We start from the raw sequence: 2,189 nt of genomic DNA on the forward strand, positions 1-2,189 counted from the left end.
ATCTCTTACATCCCCAAGAGAAAAAAGTGGTAGCTCACTCAATGACTCATATAGAGTTTTTTGATTACTTAAACTGATATGTTGTTGATCCATTTTGAGCTGAAAAAATTCTTTATCTATAAAGTTGCATTTAAATGGTCCAAACAAATAATTTCTTTCTCCATTTACATACAATAAGAACATTTCGTTAAAATTACCATTAATATAATAAAAGAAATCTCGATCATTAACTATTCTCTTTAGTAATAGCTTATAATTATAAAAGAACGAAATTGTTCTATTCGAACGATATTCTTCAACAAGATTAAATTCTTTATCAAAAATCAGAATTGGCAATCTCAAACAAACATGTAACGACTTTAATAACACCTCTTTATCTTGAGGCATAGATATCTTCCTCTCATTTTTAATTAGAATAGATAACTATATTCTATCAAAGCAAACTTTATTTTTCCTTTAAATCACATACTACCTTAACATTTTTTAATTTTTTAATATGATTGGGCATTGGCTTATTACCCGTTAGTTTTACATGTACAATTTCTTCTTTTTTTCAGAATTATATCTTTTTTTACTTCTAAAGGTTCCCCATCAGGATCCACAAATTGTCCATCTTCTCCTTTGAGTGATATAGAGAGTATATAGAGGTGCTTCGGATTTGCATTTTCAAAATCTATATTTTCTTGATATAGTTCGTTTACTGATTTCTCGTCTTCAATCACTGAACCTCTATCTAAAACACTTGCTTCCACACTTAATTCGGGGACAATCTTCTTTTCAACACTAATCGATGTCTCTGAATCCATCTTATTTTTTTATTAACACCCCAAAAATTTTGTCCAAGCAATAAAACACCACTAACTAACATGAATAAAATAACTACTAAAACTAGTATCTTTTTCAACTGTTTCACCCCATACTTTTATTTTGCTTTCTTAACAGCATTGATAAGAAAATTATATGGCTTACTAAACATTGGATAAAATAAATAATCCAGAGTTTTTAACTTATCGACAGTTATTCCTTCTTGTATAGTTAAAGAAAACAGCATTAACAAACTGGACAATTCCTCTTTACTAACAAATTGTGCTCCCATAATTTTTCTTGATTTACCATGATAAAAAATCCTAAGTCTTATCGAATTGTTATTTTTTATGAACTCTGGTCTAATATTTTCTTCAACATCTACAAATTTCAATGTTGTATCCATCAAATTTGCCCATTTTGAATTTAAACCAATCGAATAAAAGTTATAGCCAAAAATATAGAATCCATTTGCAAATTGTGTCCCCTGTGAACTACAACTTTTCCCTTCGAGATGTTGACTTACAACATATCCTGTTCTTAAAGCATTGGACACAGAAAAATCTACATCACTTCGATTTAACACAGTTGAAAATGTTGTTGCACAATCACCTATTGCATAGATATCTTTTACATTTGTTTGCTGGTATTCATTTGTCAAATACGCTCCATTTAAATGTCTTAATAATTTTTTATCCCCCAATTTACTATTAGGAGTGAAACCAATAGCTTGAACAACCATATCAATCTTGTATTCTTTCAAATTGGTCACTATTTTTTCTATTCTCCTATCTCCTAGATACTGTATTGGAGTCTCTCTCAAACAAACTTTAATATTATTTTCTAGGAGAATTTGTTCGATAATATTTGAAAACGGTTCATCATAGTGCATCGATAATATTCGATTAGCAGCATCAAATAAATATACATTTTTTCCACATTTGGAAATTGCTTCTGCCAACTCAACACCTATGTATCCAGCTCCTACAACAGCAATACTTTTTACTGCTGGATTATTCAAATTTTTGATGATTTTTGATACATCAGAAATATCCTTTAACATAAAGTTCTGTACTAATTCATTTCCTGGTATATCCAATGAAATTTGACTAGAACCAGTAGCCAACACCAATTTATCATAATTTTGATAAAATAAATTGTTATATTTATCTTTACAAAGAACTCTCTTCTCAACAGTATCAATATCTAAAACTTCTGTTTCCATGTAAAGATTAGAAACTTTAGATTTTAATTGTTGCATATCTACATAAAATAAAGAACTCATATCTGACACTTCTTTTTTTAGAAGTAAAGATAAGCCACATCCTAAATAACTAACTACTGATTTTTTATCTATAAGAATTATTTCATATTTCGTTTCACTT

At 28.7% G+C, this 2,189-nt stretch carries 2 protein-coding genes and 1 pseudogene; all 3 read right to left on the reverse strand.

Annotation, left to right across the window (positions count from 1 at the left end; translation table 11 throughout):
• A pseudogene (locus tag A5883_RS11835) lies at positions 1-387 on the reverse strand (YSIRK-targeted surface antigen transcriptional regulator); the annotation flags it as partial.
• Between the two features lie 128 nt (positions 388-515).
• Complete coding sequence (locus tag A5883_RS11840) at positions 516-806, reverse strand: hypothetical protein (RefSeq protein ID WP_086338638.1); 291 nt, start codon at positions 804-806, stop codon at positions 516-518.
• A 116-nt stretch (positions 807-922) separates the two neighbouring features.
• Positions 923-2,189, reverse strand: a 1,267-nt coding sequence (locus tag A5883_RS11845; protein WP_176323984.1) for an NAD(P)/FAD-dependent oxidoreductase, incomplete at its 5' end; no start/stop codon positions are given.

Source organism: Enterococcus sp. 5B3_DIV0040, from assembly GCF_002140755.1.
Classification (GTDB): Bacteria; Bacillota; Bacilli; order Lactobacillales; family Enterococcaceae; genus Enterococcus_D; species Enterococcus_D casseliflavus.